This is a genomic window from Cryobacterium ruanii, from assembly GCF_004404055.1.
GTDB classification, from domain to species: Bacteria; Actinomycetota; Actinomycetes; order Actinomycetales; family Microbacteriaceae; genus Cryobacterium; species Cryobacterium ruanii.
Genome location: NZ_SOHK01000007.1, coordinates 438108 through 455906 on the forward strand (window position 1 = coordinate 438108; position 17799 = coordinate 455906).

General features: G+C 66.2%; 11 protein-coding genes. 6 read left to right on the forward strand and 5 right to left on the reverse strand.

Annotation, left to right across the window (positions count from 1 at the left end; all coding sequences use genetic code 11):
• Nucleotides 1-11 precede the first annotated feature (11 nt).
• A complete protein-coding gene (locus tag E3T47_RS05515; RefSeq protein ID WP_241981976.1) occupies nt 12-3014 on the reverse strand; it encodes an Rne/Rng family ribonuclease in 3003 nt (1000 codons plus the stop codon).
• A 330-nt stretch (nt 3015-3344) separates the two neighbouring features.
• Between E3T47_RS05515 and E3T47_RS05520 the strand changes: the two genes are divergently transcribed.
• Nucleotides 3345-3944, forward strand: a complete 600-nt coding sequence (locus E3T47_RS05520; RefSeq protein ID WP_241981956.1) for a vitamin K epoxide reductase family protein — start codon at nt 3345-3347, stop codon at nt 3942-3944.
• A gap of 83 nt (nt 3945-4027) precedes the next feature.
• On the opposite strand, the gene ndk is transcribed toward E3T47_RS05520, so the two are convergent.
• The 4 genes from ndk to ileS form a co-directional block, all read right to left on the reverse strand.
• Complete coding sequence (gene ndk, locus E3T47_RS05525; RefSeq protein WP_134554986.1) at nt 4028-4450, reverse strand: nucleoside-diphosphate kinase; 423 nt, start codon at nt 4448-4450, stop codon at nt 4028-4030.
• The gene (locus E3T47_RS05530) at nt 4447-4809 is read right to left on the reverse strand and encodes a DUF4233 domain-containing protein (RefSeq protein ID WP_166805622.1); all 363 of its coding nucleotides are present in this window, start codon (nt 4807-4809) and stop codon (nt 4447-4449) included. Before E3T47_RS05530 ends, ndk begins: the two co-directional genes overlap by 4 nt.
• Nucleotides 4806-6176, reverse strand: a complete 1371-nt coding sequence (locus E3T47_RS05535; RefSeq protein WP_134555133.1) for a bifunctional folylpolyglutamate synthase/dihydrofolate synthase — start codon at nt 6174-6176, stop codon at nt 4806-4808. Before E3T47_RS05535 ends, E3T47_RS05530 begins: the two co-directional genes overlap by 4 nt.
• A gap of 85 nt (nt 6177-6261) precedes the next feature.
• Nucleotides 6262-9672, reverse strand: a complete 3411-nt coding sequence (gene ileS, locus E3T47_RS05540) for an isoleucine--tRNA ligase (RefSeq protein WP_241981977.1) — start codon at nt 9670-9672, stop codon at nt 6262-6264.
• Nucleotides 9673-9943: 271 nt separating this feature from the next.
• Here ileS and E3T47_RS05545 point away from each other — a divergent pair, with 271 nt between their 5' ends.
• The 5 genes from E3T47_RS05545 (at nt 9944) to valS (ending at nt 17794) form a co-directional block, all read left to right on the forward strand.
• Nucleotides 9944-11608 carry an ABC transporter substrate-binding protein gene (locus E3T47_RS05545; RefSeq protein WP_422386468.1) on the forward strand — a complete coding sequence of 555 codons (1665 nt, stop codon included), beginning with the start codon at nt 9944-9946 and terminating at the stop codon, nt 11606-11608.
• On the forward strand, nt 11593-12558 hold the full coding sequence (locus tag E3T47_RS05550) for an ABC transporter permease (protein WP_198416589.1): 966 nt from the start codon (nt 11593-11595) through the stop codon (nt 12556-12558). The genes E3T47_RS05545 and E3T47_RS05550 overlap by 16 nt, the downstream gene beginning before the upstream one ends.
• A complete protein-coding gene (locus E3T47_RS05555) occupies nt 12555-13415 on the forward strand; it encodes an ABC transporter permease (RefSeq protein WP_134554992.1) in 861 nt (286 codons plus the stop codon). Before E3T47_RS05550 ends, E3T47_RS05555 begins: the two co-directional genes overlap by 4 nt.
• Nucleotides 13412-15073, forward strand: coding sequence for a dipeptide ABC transporter ATP-binding protein (locus E3T47_RS05560; protein ID WP_134554994.1), 1662 nt, complete (start codon nt 13412-13414; stop codon nt 15071-15073). Before E3T47_RS05555 ends, E3T47_RS05560 begins: the two co-directional genes overlap by 4 nt.
• 126 nt (nt 15074-15199) lie before the next feature.
• The gene (gene valS, locus E3T47_RS05565) at nt 15200-17794 is read left to right on the forward strand and encodes a valine--tRNA ligase (protein WP_174844638.1); all 2595 of its coding nucleotides are present in this window, start codon (nt 15200-15202) and stop codon (nt 17792-17794) included.
• The last annotated feature ends 5 nt before the right edge of the window (nt 17795-17799 follow it).

The window sequence follows — 17799 nt, forward strand, 5'->3', positions numbered from 1 at the left end:
GGTCCGGAGCCCTAGTCGCCGTGCGGCGCCTGACTGGTTCCGGACGTGGCCGGCGCAGCTGATGACGTGCCGGTCGCGGTCAGGATGGGCTGGCCCGTGGACCCGCCGGCCGTCGTGACGCGGCGGCTGCGCGCGCGTCCCTGGCCGGGAAGTTTCGGTTCGGGCAGCGCGTCGAGCACGGAGTCCAACAGCTGGTCGGTCACCTGCTTGCTGGGGCGCCGTGCGGTGCGCGTCGACTTCTTCACCGGAATATCGAGGATATCGACGGACTCCGAGTTCCCGGTGGCCGGCACCGGTGTTATCTGTGTCGTCGGCGCCGCCTGCACTGCAGGCGCGCCCGCCGCGAGGGTGCTGCGCCCGCCGCGGGTGCGGGGCGCGGCATTCGCTTCTGCGCGGGCGAGGTGCTCGCCAGCCTGTTGGCTGCTGACAGCAGCGGATGCCGCTGGCGCGGCTTGTTCGGCGCTGGCCTGTTCCGTGCTGGCCTGTTCCGTGCTGGCCTGGCGGGCGCGCGCCTGTTCGGAACGCGACTGCTGGCCGCGACCGTTCTGGCCGCGTGAACGCGTCTGGCGGCCGCGAGAACGCTCGGTGCCGACCCGATCGATACTGACCGGCTCAGGACTGCCCTGATCGGTACTGCCCTGATTGGTACTGCCCAGATCGGGACTGACCGGATCGGTACTGACCGGTTCGATACTGACCGGATCGATACTGACCGGATCGGTACTGACCGGTTCGATGCTGCCCTGACCGGTACTGCCCAGATCGGTACTGTCGGGCTCAGGACTACCCTGATCGGCACTGACCGGCTCGGTGTTCGTGGGTGCGGCGGCAAACGGCGGGACCGGCGCGGCGTCGGAATCCGCTGCCCGGGTATCAGCAGCCGGAACGATTGCGATGGAACCGGTGCGGGTGATCGTGCGGGCGGCGATCAGTGCGAGGGCCTGCTTGGCGTCCTCGGTGATTCCGTGGGTGCCCTGGCCGGTTTTTGGTGCGTCGGACCCGCCGTTGCCGCCAAAGTGGGCGTCACGGTTGCCAGCATCACGCTGACCCGAGTTGTCGCGGGTATTGCCGAATCCGTTGCTGCCGGACCCGTTGCTACCGCTCTTGACGCGCGGGCGACGTTCCTGCGGCGGCTGCGCGGTCTGGCGGTGCTTCACGACCGGGTCGTGGTGCACGATGATGCCGCGGCCGGCGCAGGCCTCACAGTTCTCGCTGAACGATTCCAGCAGGCCCAGGCCGAGCTTCTTGCGGGTCATCTGCACGAGTCCGAGCGAGGTGACCTCCGCCACCTGGTGCTTGGTGCGATCGCGGCTGAGGCACTCGATCAGGCGCCGTGACACGAGGTCGCGGTTGCTCTCGAGCACCATGTCGATGAAGTCGACCACGATGATGCCGCCGATATCGCGCAGGCGTAGCTGGCGCACGATCTCTTCGGCCGCTTCAAGGTTGTTCTTGGTGACGGTCTCTTCGAGGTTTCCGCCGCTGCCGACGAATTTGCCCGTGTTGACGTCGACGACGGTCATGGCCTCGGTGCGGTCGATCACGAGGGATCCGCCGGACGGCAGCCAGACCTTGCGGTCGAGGGCCTTTTCGATCTGTTCCGAGATGCGGAACTCGTCGAAGGCATCGACCTCGCCCTCGTAGGTTTCCACCCGCTCCAGCAGGTCGGGAGCGACCTGGCTGAGATAGTTCTCAATGGTGGAGCGCACGTCGGGGCCGGCCACGACCATCCGCTGGAAATCTTCGTTGAAGACGTCGCGCACGATTTTGACCAGCAGGTCGGGCTCGCTGTGCACTTCGGCCGGCGCTTGGGCCGACTCGACCTGCTCGGCGATGTTCGCCCACTGCAGGCGCAGCCGGTTGACGTCGACGGCGAGTTGCTCGTCGGTGGCGCCCTCGGCGGCGGTGCGCACGATGACTCCCACGTTGTCGGGCAGAACCTCCTTGAGGATCTTCTTCAGGCGAGCACGCTCGGTGTCGGGGAGCTTGCGGCTGATGCCGTTCATCGATCCGTTGGGCACGTAGACCAGGTAGCGGCCGGGCAGGGAGACCTGGCTGGTGAGGCGGGCACCCTTGTGACCGATCGGGTCCTTGGTCACCTGCACGAGCACCTTGTCGCCGGGCTTGAGCGCGAGCTCGATGCGACGGGCCTGGTTGCTGCTGCCGGAGTTCTCGGCGGCGGCGTCCCAGTCGACCTCACCGGAGTAAAGCACAGCATTGCGGCCGCGTCCGATGTCGACGAAAGCGGCTTCCATGCTTGGGAGCACGTTCTGTACCCGGCCGAGGTAGACGTTGCCGATGAGCGAAGCGTCCTGGTTCTTGGCTACGTAGTGCTCGACCAGCACGCCGTCTTCGAGCACACCGATCTGGATCTTGTTGTGCTTGGCGCGCACGACCATGAGCCGGTCAACGGACTCACGGCGGGCGAGGAACTCGGCCTCCGTGATGACCGGGCGGCGGCGACCGGCGTCACGCCCGTCGCGGCGACGCTGCTTCTTCGCTTCGAGCCTCGTGGATCCCTTGATGCGCTGGGGTTCAGTGATCAGTTCGGGTTCACGCGGGGCGCGCACCTTGACGACCGTGTTGGCTGGGTCGTCGGTTCCCGATCGGTTCTCGTCGCCGGTGCGACGACGGGCGCGGCGACGAACGGTCGTCGCCTCCACGTCGTCGTCGTCGTCGAGAGGGTGCTGCTGCAACGAGCGGATGGCGGTGCGCGCCGGCATGGGCAGAATCTCCGGAGCCTGGAACAGCAGGGAGAACGACGGGCGCATCGGTGCTTCGGCCGGGTCAGTTCTCTGACCGCCGGGAGTGGCGTCGATCATCTGCTGGGCTCCGGTGACGTTGTTGTATTCCGCGATGGTCACCTTCGCGGGTGCCGACGGAGCATCGGCCACCGGCACAGCGGGCGCCTCGATCGCCGGTTGCACGGTCGGTACCGTGACCGGCGTCTTCCGAGTTGATTTGCGAGTGCCGAACAGGCTCTTGCGTTTCTTGTTTTCGTTGTCTTCCACCATCACTGGTGCGCTCCTTGACCGCTGTGGGTGACCGCGCCACCCACCGGTTACTCTCTCGTGCGAGGACTTCACCTTCGTGACAACCCCGCGAATTTTTTACTGCGGCAACCGGCTTTGTCCCCCGGCATCAGTCGAAACTGGTGCCAGTCGAAACTGTGCTCGGGGACTGTGCTCTGGCTGCAAATACTTCGGGTCGTGGGACCCTAATTCCGGGCGACTGTTGCCCGGGCAAGCTTGTTTGGCGTCTGCTTGAGCGCGGCTCAACGACTACGAATGATTATCGCATGTAATCGCACAGAGCCACGCCGACCGCGTGGCATAATCGCAAGAGTGCCACAGACAGAGCGTTCTCAGCGTATAACCGGCCTAGCTGTTTTTCTGATCGTCGCCGGAATTATCGCATTCGCAGCGGCCTTCGCCCTCACGCTGGACAAGATCCACCTGTTGGAAGACCCGAAGGCGCAATTGAGTTGCAGCTTCAGCGTACTGATCGGCTGCGCGACCAATCTCTCCTCCCCGCAGGGCGCCGTCTTCGGTTTTCCAAACCCGCTGATCGGCCTCGCCGCCTGGAGCGTGGTCATCACGATCGGCGTCGCCATACTGGCCGGGGCCCGATTCGCCCGCTGGTTCTGGGTCGGCCTCAACGTCGGCATGCTCGGCGCCATCGTCTTCGTGATCTGGCTCATCGGCCAGAGCATTTTCGTGCTCGACGTGCTCTGCCCATGGTGCATGGTGACCTGGGCGGTGACCATTCCGGCCTTTTTAGCGGTGACCTTCTTCAACTTCAAGGTCGGCAATCTGCCGGGTGGGGCATCCGTTCGCCGCCTGGCCGCTGGAGCCTATTCGTGGACGTTCGTCATCACGATCGTTTGCTACATCGTGTTCTTCATCGTGGCCCAGGTGAACATGGACGTACTGAACCGTCTCTAGCGCGTCGCGCAGGATTTGCGCCCATGCGCGGGAGTTGTGCGCCTCCCGCGCAGCGACGCGCCTCCCGCGCAGCCCAAAAACGCTCAGTCGAACCAGAGGGCAAGCTCTCGCGCGGCGGATTCGGGTGAGTCCGAGCCGTGCACGAGGTTCTGCTGCACCTTGGAACCCCAATCGCGACCGAGGTCGCCGCGGATGGTGCCGGGCGCGGCGGTCGTAGGGTCGGTGGTGCCGGCCAGGGCACGGAAGCCCTCGATGACCCGGTTGCCCGCAACGCGGAACGCGACGATGGGACCGCTCTCCATGAATTCGACGAGGGGCTCATAGAACGGCTTGCCCTCGTGCTCTGCGTAATGCGCTGCGAGCAACGAGCGGTCAGGTTCGACGAGCTTCACATCGACGAGGGAAAAGCCCTTGGCCTCGATGCGGCGCAGAATCTCACCGGTCAGGTTGCGGGCAACCCCGTCGGGCTTGACCAAGACGAGGGTTTCTTCGATCGGGGTGTTCATTCAATCTCCTTTTGATGATCTATTCGGGAGCCGGTGATCATGCAGTAGGTCCACATGGCGGCAAACAGGGCGCCGACAAAGAACATGGCCGGGGTGATGAACCCGGTAGCGATGATGACCGCCTGCAGCAGCCAGCCGATCGCATACGACCAGCGATAGCGGAGCAGGGGGATCAGGGCGACCATGGCGAGGCAGAGCAGCACGCCGCCGATGACCACGGCAAGCCGTGAGACCGGGCCGGGCTCGGTCGCCACGGACACGAGGCCCAGGGTGACGACGGCCCCTAGGAACACGACGATGGTCTCGAAGCCGAGCAGGATGGTGGCGAGGCTGCGTTTGACCGAGCGCGGGCCCCTCACTTTTCCATCCACTCGCCGGCGGCGGCAAGCGTGATCGCTTCGCCGACGAGCACGATGGACCCGGTGACCAGCACGGCACGCTTGGGTGCCTCGGCGGCCCACTCACGGGCGCTGTCGAGGGCGCCCGCCGTATCGTCGAAGCGGAAGGTGACCTGGTCGCTGGTCCACTCGGCGATATTGTCGGCGAGGTCGTCCATGCGCACGGCACGCTCGGAGTGGGGCTCGGTAACGTAGAACCGATCTACCTGGGGGGCGAGAGCGGCGATGATGCCCTGGGCGTCCTTATCGGCCAGGATTCCGACGACCACGGCGACTTCATCGAAATCGAAGTACGCTTCGAGCGCGGCGGCGAGGGCTGCGGCACCGTGCGGATTGTGCGCGGCGTCCACGAGCACCGTCGGCTCGATGCCGACGAGCTGCAGGCGACCGGGTGAGGTCGCCGTGCCGAGGCCCTCGGCAAGCAGGTCGCCGACCAGGGCCTGACTGCCCGCGCCGAGGAATGACTCGACGACGGCGATGGCCAGTGCTGCATTCTGGGCCTGGTGGGTACCGTACAGCGGCAGGAACAACTCGTTGTAGGTGCCGGCGAGGCCGCGCACCGAGATGACCTGGCCGCCGACCGCGACGGTGCTCGAGAGCAATTCGAAGCCCTCGTTCTCGCGGACGAGCGTCGACTCGCTCAGTTCGGCTGCACGGTCGAGTTCCGCCTGCACCTCCGGGCTCTGGGCTGCGGAGACCACGGATGCCGCCGGCTTGATGATGCCGCTCTTGGTGCGGGCGATCTCGGCGACGGTGTTGCCGAGGCGCAGAGTATGGTCGAGGGCGATCGGTGTGAACACGGCGACCTGCCCGTCAGCGACGTTGGTGGAATCCCACTCACCGCCCATGCCGACCTCGATCACGGCCACATCCACCGGCGCATCGGCGAAACACGCGAAGGCGAGCACGGTGAGGGCTTCGAAAAAGGTCAGGGGCACCTCGCCGGCGGCTTTGAGTTCTTCGTCGACGAGCCCCAGGTACGGTTGGATATCGGCCCAGTTGGCGGCCAAGATCTGGTCGCTGATCGGTTCGCCGTCAATGACGATGCGTTCGTTCAACCGCACGAGGTGCGGGCTGGTCAGCAGGCCGGTGCGCAGACCGTAGGCCCGCACGATGCTCTCAACCAGGCGGCTCGTGCTGGTCTTGCCGTTGGTGCCGGCCACGTGAATGATCGGGTACGAGCTCTGCGGGTCGCCGAGAAAGTCCAGCGCCCGGCGGGTGGGCGCGAGGCGTGGCTGCGGTTGGGCCTCCCCCACCCGCTGCAGCAGTTCGGCGAAGACGGCGTCCCCGGCCTCGCGAAATGCGTCGAGCGGGGCCGGCTGGTTCATCGGCTCCTCGTCGTCGCCGCGCCCGGTGATGTTCTTCCAGTCCGCCGTGTCGTCGGCGGAATTATCGTTCGTGGGGGTGTTGTTTTCAGACAAGGATGGCTCCGTTCACGCGTGCGACGGCCACGATGACGGCGCCCAGATTGACATAGTGGTCGGCTTCGAATCGGACGTAGTGTTCGACGGGGGCTCCGACGCGCGCTTCCAGCCACTCCGACGGCAATGCGGCGGCGAATTCGCCGGTCGACGGGCGGTGCGTGGTGAAACTCGTGGCGAGGGTCTCGGCCGCTACATCGACCCCTCGCGCGAGGTCGAAGGAATCGGCATCCGCTTCGCTTTGGAAGACCAGATCCAAGCGGATGCGGTCGCTCACCTGAAAGCCCGCCGATTTGCGGGTGTCCTGCACTGCTCGAATGAGGTCGCGGGCGAAGCCCTCGGCCTCGAGCTTGGGCGTGGTGTTCGTGGCGAGCAGCGCGAAACCGCCGGCGGGCAGCAGCGCGAGGGCGGCTGCCCCGCCGCCGGCGTCGCTGTTGGCTTCTAGGGTCAGCTCGAATTCACTCGGTTCGAGGGCGATACCCCCGGCCGTGACGATTCCGTCAATCTCACTCCAGTCGCCGGCGCGAGCGGCCATGATGACCTGCTGCACCTGCTTGCCGAGGCGAGGTCCGGCCGCTCGGGCGTTCACGACGAGCTTGCTCGTGACGCCGTAGGCCGACGCGCTGTCATCTTCGAGCTCGATCAGGGTCACCGTTTTCACGTTGAGCTCATCGCTGAGAATGCCAACGAACGATGCCAGAGTTGAGCTCTTGCCGGTGACGACGGTGAGGTTGGTCAGCGGCAGGCGCACACGCAGGCCGGCCTGCTTGCGGAGCGAGAGCACGGTGCTGCTGATCAGGCGCACCTGGTCCATCGCGGTGACGAGCTCGTCGTCGGCCGGGAAGAGGGTTGCATCTGGCCAGTCTTCGAGGTGCACACTGCGGCCGCCGGTGAGGCCTTGCCAGATGCGCTCTGTAACGAGTGGCAGCAGCGGAGCGGTGACCCGGCAGACGGTTTCGAGAACGGTGTAAAGGGTGTCGAACGCTTCGTGGGCGGTCGCCCCCTCGGCGGCGCCGCCCCAGAACCGGTCGCGTGACCGGCGCACGTACCAGTTGGTGAGTACGTCGGCGAAGTCACGCAGGCGCGCGGCGGCGACGGTACTGTCGAGGACTTCGAGGTCGTTCGTGACGCCGACGATGAGGTCGCGGGTCTTAGCGAGCAGGTAGCGGTCGAGTACGTCGGTGGAATCGGTGCGCCAAGTGGCGTCGTAGCCCGTCCCGCCGGTGGTGGAACCCGAGGCGTTGGCATAGAGCGAGAAGAAGTAGTACGTGCTCCATAGCGGCAGCATGACCTGCCGGGCGCTCTCGCGGATGCCCTCCTCCGTTACGACGAGGTTTCCGCCGCGCAGCACCGGAGAGCTCATCAGGAACCAGCGCATGGCATCGGCACCGTCGCGGTCGAACACCTCGTTGACGTCGGGGTAGTTGCGCAGCGATTTGCTCATCTTCTGGCCGTCATTGCCGAGCACGATGCCGTGGCTGACCACGTTCTTGAACGCCGGTCGGTCGAACAGGGCGGTGGAGAGCACGTGCAGCAGGTAGAACCAGCCGCGCGTCTGCCCGATATATTCCACGATGAAATCGGCCGGGTTGTGTGCTTCGAACCACTCCCGGTTCTCAAACGGATAATGCACCTGTGCGAACGGCATCGAGCCGGAGTCGAACCAGACGTCCAGCACGTCGGTGATGCGACGCATTGTGGACTGGCCGGTGGGGTCGTCAGGGTTCGGGCGGGTGAGTTCGTCGATGTACGGGCGGTGCAGATCGGTCGGGCGCACTCCGAAGTCGGCGGCCAACTCGTCGAGCGAGCCGTAGACATCGGTTCGAGGATAATCGGGGTTGTCGCTCTTCCAGACCGGGATGGGGGAACCCCAGTAGCGGTTGCGGCTGATGGACCAGTCGCGGGCATTGCCGATCCACTTGCCGAACTGGCCGTCTTTCACGTTCTCCGGAACCCAGTTCACCTCCTGGTTGAGTTCGACCATGCGCGGGCGAAAGTCGGTGACTCGCACGAACCAGCTCGATACGGCCTTGTAGATGAGCGGGTTGCGGCAGCGCCAGCAGTGCGGATAGGAGTGCTCGTAACTGGCCTGGCGAATGAGGCGACCGTTGGCCTTGAGCAGCGCGGTGAGCGGCTTGTTGGCATCACTCCAGAGTTGGCCGGCCACTTCGGGAATGTCGCTGAGAAACTTTCCGCCGTCGTCGAGCGAGAGGATGACCGGGATTCCGGCGGCCTCACACACCTTCTGGTCCTCCTCGCCGTAGGCGGGAGCCTGGTGCACGATGCCGGTACCGTCGCTCGTGGTGACGTAGTCGGCCACAAGGATGCGCCAGGCGTTCTGGGTGCCCCAGACCGCTTCGTCGGCGTAGTGGTCGAACAGGCGGTCGTAGCTGACTCCCTCGAGTTCGCTGCCGAGAATGGTGCGCGACACGGCAGCGGATGCCTCGGCTGCGCTCTCGTAACCCAGGTCCTTGGCGTAGTTGCCGACCAGGTCGATTGCGAGGAGGTATTCGGCTCCGAGTACTTCAGCAGACGCCGAGGTTCCCTCGCGCAGTACTTCGGCGTCCGGGGTGCCGTTCGGGCCGGCCGGCACGACGGCGTAAACGATCTCGGGGCCCACGGCGAGCGCGAAGTTCGTCGGAAGGGTCCACGGGGTCGTGGTCCAGGCGAGGGCGCGCACGGCGGTGAGTCCGAGCGCTTCGGCCCTGGTGCCGATCAGCGGAAAGGTGACCGTGACGGTCTGGTCCTGGCGCATCTTGTAGACGTCGTCGTCCATGCGCAGTTCGTGGTTGGAGAGCGGGGTCTGGTCGCGCCAGCAGTAGGGCAGCACCCGGTAGCCCTCATAGGCGAGGCCCTTGGTGTGCAACTGCTTGAACGCCCAGATCACCGACTCCATGAAGGTGATGTCGAGGGTCTTGTAATCGTCCTCGAAGTCGACCCAGCGGGCTTGGCGGGTGACGTACTCTTCCCAGTCCTTGGTGTATTCGAGCACCGACTCGCGGGCGACCGCGTTGAACGCCGCGAGGCCCATCTCTTCGATCTGGCTCTTATCGGTGATACCGAGCTTGCGTTCGGCTTCGAGCTCAGCCGGCAGGCCGTGAGTGTCCCAGCCGAACCTGCGGTGCACCTGCTTGCCGCGCATGGTCTGAAACCTCGGGAACAGGTCTTTGGCGTAGCCGGTGAGCAGGTGGCCGTAGTGCGGGAGTCCGTTGGCGAACGGCGGCCCGTCGTAGAAGGTCCATTCCTCGGCGCCGTCACGCTGGTCGATCGACGCCTGAAAGGTGTCGTCGTTCTTCCAGAACTCGAGTACCTCGGATTCGAGGGCGGGAAAGTTCGGGGACGGAACGATGGCCGCGTCGGGCGCGCCGTGGGGGGTCGTGTTGCGGCTCTTGGGGTACAAAATGCTTCTCCTGCCGGGACGGGTCACTGGGGCCCTGCTCCACGAGGACGAACGATTCTGTGGAAATCGCCGCGGTACCACCTCGCTTGCCGCCCGAAACCGCCAGGCGACCGCTTGTTCAAAGGCTGTGACGGGCCCGACCCGTTCGGTTCTACTGGAATGTCCACCCGAGGACAGACATTCGTTCTTCCGAAGACTTCCCGGTGATGGCCGGGTCACTGTCATTCCATCTAATCGTACCGGATGAATGCGCGCCGTAGCCTAACGTTGAGGGGTGAAGAATCAACTGCCGCTCCCACACCCTGTCCGCCGCGTGCTCGCCGCCACGACCGGAATCATCGCCGTCGGCCTGCTCGTGGCCGGCTGCACCCAGGCCGGTCCGAACGAACCAGTCGGCGAGCCCCGGAGCGGCGGCACGCTCACCTACGCCTCGGGCGACGCCGAACCGAGCTGCCTCGACCCGCACGTCGGCGGAAACTTTCCTCAGGCGCTGGTCAGTGCCCAGTACCTCGAATCACTCGTCTCCCGCGACTCCGGCGGCCGGATCATTCCCTGGCTGGCCGAGTCCTGGACCCCGAGCGATGATGGCCTGACCTGGGACTTCACCCTGCGGGACGACGTGACCTTTACCGACGGCACCGTGTTCGACGCCGAAGCCGTGCGGGCCAACATCGCGCACCTGCAGGACCCGACGACGCTTTCGTCGACCGGATACCTCGCGCTAGGCAAGGTCGCCGGCGTCGAGGCGGTCTCCTCCACCGTCGTGCGCTTCACCCTGAGCGAACCGGACAGCGCGCTGCTCGAGTCGCTGTCCCAGCCCTGGCTCGCGATGGAATCACCGACGGCCCTTCTACGCAGTCAGGACGAGAACTGCGCGAGCCCCGTTGGCACCGGCCCCTTCATCGTGGAGAGCTGGGTGAAGCAGAACGCCGTCACCCTGGTGCGGAACGACGACTACGTGTCCCCGCCGGCGGATGCCGGGCACTCCGGCCCCGCCTACCTCGACGAGGTCATTTGGCGGTTCATCCCCGACTCGGCGTCCCGCTATGCGGCCCTGCAGGCCGGTGAGGTCGACGTGATCGACAATGCCCAGCCCGACACGATCATGCAGGCCGAGCAGAGCGATGCTATCGAACAGCTCGACTCGCCTCGGCCTGGCGCCGCCAACCGTATCGAACTGAACTCGGGGCAGGCCCCCTTCGACGATGTGCGCGTTCGGGAAGCGTTCATCCGCTCGGCGAACGTCGACGACGCCGTGTCGAGCCTGTTCCAGGGCACGGCCACCCGGTCGTACTCGGCGCTGTCGAGCGTTGAGGCCACCGCCGTCTCGAACGCCGCACTGTTCGACTATGACCCAGCTGCCGCCGCAACACTGCTCGACGAAGCCGGCTGGACTGAATCGGATGCCGACGGTTACCGTGTCAAGAACGGCGTGCGGCTGTCAGTGGAGTTTCCGGTGAGCACCAACCAGTCCATCCCGGCCGAGCAGAGCGTGTTCGAACAGATCCAGGCCACCGCGAAGGAGACCGGGTTCGAGGTGAAGCTGGCTCCGCTGGACCTCTCGAGCTGGTATGCCGCCCTCGCCGCCAACGACTACGACGCGGTAAGCGCGCCGTATACCAAGGTCGGCCCCGACGTGCTGCGCATCCTCTACCACTCCGACAGCATCGTGCCGGCTCCGAGCGGATACTTCGCCAATCTCGCCCAGGTCAGTGACCCCGACATCGATGAGTTGCTCACGACGGCGGCGCGCACGACGGATGCCGACGAGCGTCGCGACCTCTATTCCGACGCCCAGGACCGCATCCTGGAAGGCTTCTACGTTTTGCCGCTCTACGACCAGCAGAATCATTTTCTGCTGCGCAGCGACGTGGTGGGTCTCCGCACCCTGCCGACCGTGGCCGTGCCCACGCTGTACGACGCGTGGCTGAATCGGTAGTCCGACGCCGGGCCGCGCTGCGCGTGCTCGGACGTCTGGCGGGCCGCCTTGGCGGAGCGCTCTTCGTGTTGTGGGCGGTGGCTTCGATCACCTTCTTCGCGGTACGCCTCATACCGGGAGACCCCGCCCAAGCTGTACTCGGCGGCCCCGGATCGCAGGCCTCACCTGAAGCCCTCGCAGCGGTCACGGCAGAGTACGGCTTCGATCAGCCCGTCATCGTGCAGTATTTCGCCCAGCTCGGTCGGCTCGCCACAGGCGACCTCGGCCGGTCGTATGCACTCAACATGGACGTCGGCCCGCTCGTGCTCAGCCAACTCGGCGGCACCCTGGTGCTGGCCGTTCTCTCCCTCGCCCTGGCCTGGCTGCTCGCGCTCGCCCTGGCCACCTGGTCGACCCGTGGCGGCCTGGTCGCCGCCCGGGTGGCGACGAGCCTGGAGATCGTCGCGGCCGCACTGCCGCATTTCTGGCTCGCGACCTCGTTGATCGTCGTGCTCAGCATCTGGCTCGGTCTGCTGCCGCCGATCAGCACCGGCGGCGTCGCCGGACTAGTGCTGCCCGTGCTCACCCTGGCCATTCCCCTGGCGGGTTTTCTCGGCCAGATCATGCGCGAATCCCTGCTCACTGCTTTGGAGAGCCCGTTCGTGCTTTCGGCTCGCGCGCGCGGCGAAAGCGAACGAGGGGCACTTTGGATCCACGCGCTGCGCCACGCCTCGCTGCCCGCGATCAGCCTCTCCGGGTGGGCGTTCGGCTCGCTGATCAGCGGCGCAGTCGTCGTCGAGACCATTTTCGCTCGCCCCGGCCTCGGCCGCACCCTCCTCGGCGCTGTCACCCTCCGGGACGTTCCCGTCGTCATCGGCGTGGTCATGATCGTCGCGGTCGCCTACATTCTGATGACCCTGCTGACGGATGCCGCCAGCCGCCTGGTCGATCCCCGATTGCGGCTGTCATGAGCGACCTGGAGGTGCGGGCAAGGCTCGCGACTCGCGCCGACCGGTTGGGTCAGCCGCGGCGCCTCGGTGTCGCCGAAAGTGTCGCAGGCATGCTTGCGCTGCTCCTGCTGGTCTCGGCTCTAGCGCCACAGCTTCTCGCTCCCGGAGACCCGCTCGGCATCGACCCGCTCTCGGCGTTTGAGCCGCCGAACCTCGCGCACGGTTTCGGCACCGACGAATCGGGCCGGGACATCTACACCCGGGTCGTGCACGGCACACAGTCCTCGCTCCTGATCGGTGCGGCCGCGACGGCGATCGGTTTGGGGCTCGGCATCGTACTGGGCACCCTCGCCGGAATGCTCGGCCGTGTCGTGGACTTCACCGTGAACCGGTTTCTTGAAGTGTTGTTCGCTTTTCCCGGGCTGCTGTTGGCGCTGCTGTTCATCGTTATCTTCGGCCCCGGTGTGGCGACCGCCACGATCGCCGTGGGGCTGTCGACCGCGCCCGGGTATGCCCGCATCATTCGAGCGCAGCTGATCTCGGTACGATCGACGGCGTTCGTCGAAGCAGCGACCGTGCTCGGCCGCACCCGCTGGCAGATCCTGCGACGCCACATCCTGCCGAACACCCTCGCGCCGCTGTTCGTGCTCGCGACCCTCGGCATCGGTCAGGCCATCGTCTGGGCCGCAACCCTCAGCTACCTCGGCCTCGGTGCCGAACCGCCGACCGCGGAGTGGGGCGCCATGCTCTCGGCCGGGCGCACCTACATCACCTCGGCCTGGTGGATGAGCTTCTTTCCCGGCCTGTTCATCGTGCTGACCGCTGTGACCGCCACGGTGCTCGGCCGCGGCATCGACCGGCGAATGAGGCATCTGTGAGTACCGGGGCACCCAAGAATTCACCAACGGCCGCCCTCATCGTGCGCAACCTGCGGGTCGGCTTCGGCGCGGTTGACCCGGTCGTTCGCGGGGTGTCATTCGAGATCGCCAGGGGTGAGTGCCTCGCCATCGTCGGCGAATCCGGCTCGGGCAAGAGCGTGACCGCGCGCAGCCTGCTCGGGCTCGCCGGGGCCAACGCGCGGGTCAGCGCTGACCGGCTCGAACTCGACGGGCAGAACGTGCTCGGCCTGACCGACCGTGCCTGGCGGGCACGCCGGGGCAAAACCGTTGGCCTGGTGCTGCAGGACGCTCTGGTCTCGCTCGACCCGTTGCGGCCGATCGGTCGGGAGATCGCCGACTCGCTGCGCCTGCACACCACCCTCGGCGCCGCAGCCCGCGCACGTAGGGTGCTTGAACTTCTCGACGCCGTCGGGCTGCCCGACCCCGCCCGGCAGGTGCAGAAACTCTCCGGGCAGCTCTCCGGCGGGGAACGCCAGCGGGCGCTCATCGCCGCGGCGATCGCGCTGGACCCGCCGCTGCTCATCGCCGACGAGCCGACGACGGCGCTCGACGTGACCGTGCAGGCCCAGATTTTGGCGCTGCTGGAGCAGATCACCCTGGCCGGCACCGCCGTGCTGCTGATCAGTCACGACCTGGCCGTGGTGAGCCACGTCGCGCACCGCGTCGCCGTGATGCACGATGGCCTGCTCGTGGAAACCGGCAGCACCGCGCAGGTGCTGGGCTCACCCGCGCATGTGCAGACCCGGCGCATGGTCGCGGCGATCCCGGCCGACAAGCCACGCGGCACCCGGCTGTCGCTAAACCTTCGTGCAGCGGATGCCCCGCCGCGCATAGCTACCACCGACAGCACGGTTGCCTGCGACAGCACCGTCGTGCTCGAGGCAAGCGGCCTGTCGAAGAGCTTTCGCCGACCGGACGGCAGCCGATTTCTCGCCGTCGACGACGTGTCGTTCGTGCTGCATCGCGGAAGCACGCTTGGAATCGTGGGTGAGTCGGGTTCCGGCAAAACCACGACCGCGCGCCTGCTGCTCGCGCTGCTGCAACCCGATCAGGGCGAGGTGCGGGTGTTTGGCGAACCGTGGAGCGCGGCGAGCGAGAAAACCCGCCGCGGTCTGCGTGTCGGCGTTGGGGCCATCTACCAGGATTCCCTCGGTTCATTCGATCCGCGCTGGAGCGTCGCCGAGATCCTCCGGGACGCACTGGGCCACCGCCAACAGCGCCGCGCACCGCAGACGACGGCTCGGCTGCGCTCCCTGCTCGACGAGGTCGGCCTCGCCGCCACCGTTCTGCCCCGCCGCCCGCTCGAACTCTCCGGCGGGCAACGCCAGCGGATCGGAATTGCCCGGGCTTTGGCCGCGAGGCCCGAAATTCTCATCTGCGACGAACCGGTGTCGTCACTCGATGTGAGCGTGCAGGCCCAGGTGCTCGACCTCCTCGACGACGTGCAGCGGGACCGCGGGCTCAGCCTGATCTTCATCTCGCACGACCTCGGTGTCGTGCAGCACGTCAGCGACCAGATCGCGGTCATGCGGGCCGGGCGCATCATGGAGAGCGGGCCGGCGGCGCGCGTATTCACCGCGCCACAGCATCCGTACTCGGTGCAGTTGCTCGCCGCCGTACCCCGACTGTCGATCTGAAAAAACACGCCAAGAAGCGTTGGGGAAGCCCCCGTTCGGGGAAAAAGAGCCGATCGGGTAGATTGGACGGGCACACTCAGGCACCTCACCATCGACACGGTGCCGAATATACCGAACCGGAGAATGATGACCCACGCTGACCGCGTCCCTGAAAAGCCCGCCCTCGAAGGGCTCGAAGCCAAATGGGAGACCCGCTGGGAGAGCGACGGCACCTACCGTTTCGCACGGGAGAACGCCACCCGGGAGACGATCTACTCGATCGACACTCCCCCGCCGACCGCGTCGGGCTCGCTGCATATCGGGCATGTTTTTTCGTATACCCACACAGACGTCATCGCTCGTTTTCAGCGGATGCGCGGCAAGAACGTGTTCTATCCGATGGGGTGGGACGACAACGGCCTGCCGACCGAGCGTCGGGTGCAGAACTACTACGGGGTGCGCTGCGACCCCTCGCTCGGCTACACCGAGAACTTTGTTCCACCGTTCGAGGGCGGCGACGGCAAGAGCTCAAAGGCCGCCGACCAGCTGCCGATCAGCCGGCGCAACTTCATCGAATTGTGCGAAACCCTCACCAAAGAAGATGAGAAGCAGTTCGAAGCGCTCTGGCGCACCCTCGGCTTGAGCGTCGACTGGAACCAGACCTACCGCACCATCGGCCAGGAAGCCCTGTTCACCTCCCAGCTCGCCTTTCTCGGCAACGTCGAACGCGGCGAGGCCTACCAGGCCATGGCGCCCACACTGTGGGACGTCACCTTCCGCACCGCCGTTGCCCAGGCCGAGCTCGAAGACAAGGACATGCCGGCCGCGTACCACCGGGTGTCGTTCCTGAAGCCCGACGGCAGCACGATCGAGATCGAGACGACCCGGCCCGAACTGCTGCCGGCCTGCGTGGCCCTCGTCGCGCATCCCGAGGACGAACGCTACAAGCACCTCTTCGGCACCACGGTGACGACCCCGGTCTTCGGCGTCGAGGTTCCCGTTCTCGCCCACCACCTCGCCCAGAAAGACAAGGGCTCCGGAATCGCCATGATCTGCACCTTCGGCGATGTGACCGACGTGGTCTGGTGGCGCGAACTCGACCTGCCCAACCGCGCCATAATGGGTTTCGACGGCCGCATCATCGCCGAAGTTCCTGACGCCATCACCTCCGAATTTGGCCGGGCCGCCTACGCGCAGCTCGCCGGCAAAACCGTCTTTTCCGCCAAGCAGGCCGTGGTGGAGCTACTCACGGCCAGCGGCGACCTGATCGGCGACCCGAAGCCGATCGTGCACGCCGTCAAATTCTTCGAAAAGGGCGACAAACCGCTTGAAATCGTCTCCACCCGGCAGTGGTACATCCGCAACGGCGCGCGCGACGAGAAGCTACGTGCCCGACTGCTCGAGCACGGCACCGAGCTGGCCTGGCACCCCGAATTCATGAAGGTTCGCTACGAGAACTGGGTCAACGGGCTCACCGGCGACTGGCTCGTCTCCCGCCAGCGTTTCTTCGGTGTGCCGCTGCCGGTCTGGTACCCGCTCGACGCCGATGCCAATCCGGTCTTCGACCAGCCGATCCTGGCCACCCGCGACCTGCTGCCGGTCGACCCTTCGTCGGATACCGCGCCCGGCTACACCGAAAACCAGCGTGGCCAGGTCGACGGCTTCATCGGTGAGGTCGACGTCATGGACACCTGGGCGACGTCCTCGCTCACCCCGCAGCTCGCCGGCGGCTGGGAGCGCGACCCGGAGCTGTTCAACCTGGTCTTCCCGTACTCGCTGCGCCCTCAGGGCCAGGACATCATTCGCACCTGGCTGTTCTCGACGCTGCTGCGTGCAGAGCAGCAGCACGGCACGTCGCCGTGGCAGCACGCCGCGCTGAGCGGCTTCATCGTGGACCCCGACCGCAAGAAGATGTCAAAGTCCAAGGGCAACGTGGTCACCCCTGCCGACATGCTCGAGCTGCACGGTTCCGACGCTGTGCGCTACTGGGCGGCATCCTCTCGCCTCGGCACCGACGCGGCCTTCGACCCGAAGAACCCGACCCAGATCAAAATCGGCCGTCGCCTCGCCATCAAAATCCTCAACGCGAGCAAGTTCGTCTCCATGTCGCAGGGCAGCAGTACAGCCCCGATCACCGAGCCGGTCGACCAGAGCATGCTGGCCGGCCTCACCGCGGTGGTCGCACAGGCCACGACCGCGTTCGAGAACTACGACCACGCTCGTGCGCTGGAATCCACCGAAAGCTTCTTCTGGACCTTCTGCGACGACTACCTCGAATTGGTGAAGGAACGCGCCTACGGCGAGCCGGGCCCGGAGCAGGCCTCGGCCGTTGCCGCGCTGCGCACCGCGCTGGCCACCCTGCTGCGCCTGTTCGCACCGTTTGTTCCGTTCGCGACCGAGGAGGCCTGGTCCTGGTCGAACGACGGCTCGGTGCACACCGCGCCGTGGCCGGTCGCGGCCGACCTGCTCGGCAGCGACGAGGTGGCCACCGGCAACATCGCCCTGCTCGACCTGGCCAGTCGCGCGCTCACCGGCATCCGTCGTGCCAAGACGGACGCGAAGGCGTCGCAAAAATCCGAGGTGGTTTCCGCAGTAATATGCGGTGCACCCGCCGAGATCGCACTACTCACCCTGGCCGCCGCCGATCTCAAAGCGGTCGGTCGGATTCACGAATTGACCTTTGTCGACGGCAGCGAACTCGCTGTGACCGACATCGTGTTTGCCACCGTGTTGGAAAGTTAGGAGAC